General features: G+C 72.2%; 3 protein-coding genes. 1 reads left to right on the top strand and 2 read right to left on the bottom strand.

Annotated features, from left to right (window positions below; all coding sequences use genetic code 11):
- Positions 1–119 precede the first annotated feature (119 nt).
- Positions 120–1,547, top strand: a complete 1,428-nt coding sequence (locus HY68_RS13105) for a trehalose-6-phosphate synthase (protein WP_041988360.1) — start codon at positions 120–122, stop codon at positions 1,545–1,547.
- Positions 1,548–1,582: 35 nt separating this feature from the next.
- On the opposite strand, the gene gap is transcribed toward HY68_RS13105, so the two are convergent.
- The gene (gene gap / locus HY68_RS13100; protein WP_041988358.1) at positions 1,583–2,581 is read right to left on the bottom strand and encodes a type I glyceraldehyde-3-phosphate dehydrogenase; all 999 of its coding nucleotides are present in this window, start codon (positions 2,579–2,581) and stop codon (positions 1,583–1,585) included.
- Positions 2,582–2,678: 97 nt separating this feature from the next.
- Positions 2,679–3,644, bottom strand: coding sequence for a helix-turn-helix domain-containing protein (locus tag HY68_RS13095; RefSeq protein ID WP_041995930.1), 966 nt, complete (start codon positions 3,642–3,644; stop codon positions 2,679–2,681).
- Positions 3,645–3,716: the final 72 nt, after the last annotated feature.

Genomic DNA, 3,716 nt, shown 5'->3' with positions numbered 1-3,716 from the left:
GCGCTGGCCGCCGCGCGCGGGGTCGGCCGCGGGTCCGGCCGGGGGTCCGGCCCCGGCCGGCACGACGAGTGACCCGCCCGTACGTTTGAGCGTTTCCTGGACGGGCTAGATTTCGGCACATGGTCTCCGAGCAAGCCGCCCAGGTACTCGTCGCGTCCAACCGCGGCCCCGTCTCGTACACCCTCCGTGACGACGGGGAGCTGGAGGCCAGGCGCGGCGGTGGCGGGCTGGTCTCCGGCCTGTCCGCCATAGGCCCCGACACGGACGCCGTGTGGGTCTGCGCCGCGCTCGGCGAGGGCGACCGCGAGGCGGTGCGCCGCACCGGCGGCCGGCTCGACCAGGCCGACACGGGCGACCAGCGGGTACGGATGCTCGGCATCGCGCCCGAGGTGTACGCCGACGCGTACAACGCCGTCGCGAACTCCACGCTCTGGTTCGTCCACCACATGCTTTACCAGACCCCGCTCGAACCGGCCTTCGGCCCGGAGTTCCGCGCGCAGTGGGCGTCGTACGAGGCGTACAACCGCGCCTTCGCCGAGGCCCTGGCCGACGAGGCGGGCGACGGCGCGGCCGTGCTGGTGCAGGACTACCACCTGGCGCTGGTGCCGGGGATGCTGCGGGCGCTGCGGCCCGATCTGCGGATCGGCCACTTCTCGCACACCCCGTGGGCGCCGGTGGACTACTTCCGGCTGCTGCCGGACGACATCGCGCGCCAGCTGCTGCGCGGCATCCTCGGCGCCGACCGCGCCGCCTTCCTGACCCACCGGTGGGCCGACGCGTTCACCGCCTGCTGTACGGAACTGCTCGGCGACACCGGCAAGACCCGGATCGGGGTGCACGGCCTGGGCGCCGACGCCGACTTCCTGCGGGAGCGTGCGCACCGCGCGGACGTGGACGACAGGATCGTGTCGCTGCGGGAGCAGATCGGCGAGGCCGACGGCGCGCCGCGCAAGGCGATCGTCCGGGTCGACCGCACGGAACTGTCCAAGAACATCGTGCGCGGTCTGCTCGCCTACCGGCAGCTGCTGACCGACCGCCCCGAGTGGCGCGGGCGCGTCGTGCATGTCGCCTTCGCCTATCCGTCCCGGCAGGATCTGGCGGTCTACCGCTCGTACACGGCGGAGGTGCAGCGGGTCGCCGAGGAGATCAACGACGAGTTCGGCCAGGAGGGCTGGCTGCCGGTCGTGCTGCATGTCGAGGACGACTTCGCCCGCTCGCTCGCCTCGTACCGGCTGGCGGACGTGGCGCTGGTCAACCCGATCAGGGACGGGATGAACCTGGTCGCGAAGGAGATCCCGGTGGTCTCCGACAACGGCTGCGCGCTGGTGCTGTCCCGGGAGGCGGGGGCGTACGAGGAGCTGGGCGAGGACGCGGTGGTGGTGAACCCGTACGACATCTCGGCGACGGCAGCCGCGCTGCACACGGCGCTGACGATGCCGGACGACGAACGCACGCAGCGCACGAAGCGCCTCGCGGCGGCGGCTACGGCACTGCCGCCGCAGCGCTGGTTCCTGGACCAGCTGGAGGCGCTGCGCGCGCTGGACTGAGCGACGGCTGTCGTGACAGCCGTCCGGCTGTTACGTCAGCCGGCCGCGAGCAGTTCGAGTGTGTCGATCACGCGGTTCGAGAAGCCCCACTCGTTGTCGTACCAGGCGACGACCTTGACGTGCCTGCCGTCGACACGGGTGAGGGCCGAATCGAAGATCGCCGACGCCGGGTTGCCCGTGATGTCCGACGACACGAGCGCGTCGTCGGAGTATTCGAGTACGCCGGCGAGCGGCCCGTCGGCCGCCTTGCGGTACGCCGCCAGCACGTCGTCGCGTGTGACGTCGCGCGCGACCGTCGTGTTCAGTTCGACGATCGAACCCACCGGCACGGGCACCCGGATCGAGTCGCCGGAGAGCTTGCCGTCGAGCTGGGGCAGCACGAGACCGATCGCCTTCGCCGCACCGGTCGTGGTCGGCACAATGTTCACCGCGGCGGCGCGGGCGCGGCGGGCGTCGCGGTGCGGACCGTCCTGCAGGTTCTGCTCCTGCGTGTAGGCGTGCACCGTCGTCATGAAGCCGTGCTCGATGCCGGCGAGTTCGTCGAGGACGGACGCCAGCGGCGCGAGCGCGTTGGTCGTGCACGAGGCGTTCGAGACGACCGTGTGCGTGGCCGGGTCGTAAGCGTCGGTGTTGACGCCGAACGCGAGCGTGACATCGGCGCCGTCAGCGGGCGCACTGACCAGCACGCGCTTCGCGCCCGCTTCGATGTGGGTGCGGGCTGCCTTGGCCGATGTGAAGCGGCCGGTCGACTCAAGGACGATGTCGACGCCCAGCTCGGCCCACGGCAGCTGCGCCGGGTCGCGCTCGGCGAGCACGGTGATGCGACGGCCGTCCACGACGAGGGTCTGCCCGTCCACGGTCACGGGGCGGCCGAGCCGGCCCGCCGTCGTGTCGAAGGCGAGCAGCCGCGCGAGAGCGGCGGGTTCGGTGAGGTCGTTGACGGCGACGACGTCGAGGTCGGTGTCGCGTTCGAGCAGTGCGCGCAGCACATTGCGTCCGATGCGGCCGAATCCGTTGATGGCGATGCGAGTCATGAGTGGGGTCCCTTTCTGTCGCACCATCAGCGTCCCGCGCGGTGCGGGCCGGTGGCAGCGGCAGGATCGCCAGGGTCCGCAAGGATCGCGCCACGGACTATTCCCGCTGGTCACCTTGGGCGAAGGTGCGGCGGTACTCGCTCGGCGTGGTGTCGAGGACGCGGTGGAAGTGCAGCCGCAGATTCGCACCGGTGCCCAGACCGACGTCCACGGCGATCTGCTCGACGCTCCGCTGCGAACGTTCGAGCAGCTCACGGGCCACGTCGATGCGGGCGCGCATGACCCACTGCATCGGTGTGTACCCGGTGTCCTCGACGAAGCGCCGGGAGAACGTGCGCGGCGACACCCGCGCGTGTCCGGCGAGCACTTCAAGGGTGAGCGGGTCGCTCAGCCGGTGCAGCGCCCACTCCCGGGTGGCGGCGAACCGCTCACCGAGCGGCTCGGGCACACTGCGCGGCACGTACTGCGCCTGGCCGCCGCTGCGGTACGGGGCCGCGACGAGGCGGCGCGCCGCGTGGTTGGAAGCGGCGACCCCCAGATCGCCGCGCAGGATGTGCAGACACAGGTCGATGCCGGACGCGGCGCCGGCCGAGGTCAGCACACTGCCCTCGTCCACGAACAGCACGTTCTCGTCGACCCGGACCAGCGGTCGCTTCGCCGCGAGCGCCTGCGTGTAGTGCCAGTGCGTCGTGGCGCGCTTGCCGTCGAGCAGCCCGGTGGCGGCGAGCGCGAAGGCACCCGTCGAAATGGCGGCGAGCCGCGCACCCCGGGCGTGCGCGGCGACCAACGCCTCGACCACGGCGAGCGGCGGGTCGTCGCGGTCCGGGTGCCGGTAGCCGGGGACGAAGACGATGTCGGCCCAGGCGAGCGCTTCGAGCCCGTGGGCGACGGAGTACGCAAGACCGTCACCACCGGTCACAAGACCGGGCGCCGCGCCGCACATCCGCACCTCGTACGGCATGCTCGCGCGGGTCGTGAACACCTGCGCGGGGATACCGACATCGAGGGGCTTGGCGCCTTCGAGCACGAGAACGGCGACGTGATGCAGGGGCGGGGGCGGCACGGGACCGAGCGTACCGGCGGACGCCGCCCGGAACGGGTGCGCAGGTGCCGGACCGGCGACGGGCGCCCGCCG

Source organism: Streptomyces sp. AcH 505 (assembly GCF_000818175.1).
Lineage (GTDB): Bacteria > Actinomycetota > Actinomycetes > Streptomycetales > Streptomycetaceae > Streptomyces.
Note: the sequence above shows the minus strand (reverse complement) of the source record. Positions and strands in the feature narration are given on the sequence as shown.

Coding starts and splice junctions, on each gene's coding strand:
- HY68_RS13105 (WP_041988360.1), top strand. CDS start 120: ATGGTCTCCGAGCAAGCCGCCCAGGTACTCGTCGCGTCCAACCGCGGC.
- gap (WP_041988358.1), bottom strand. CDS start 2,581: ATGACTCGCATCGCCATCAACGGATTCGGCCGCATCGGACGCAATGTG.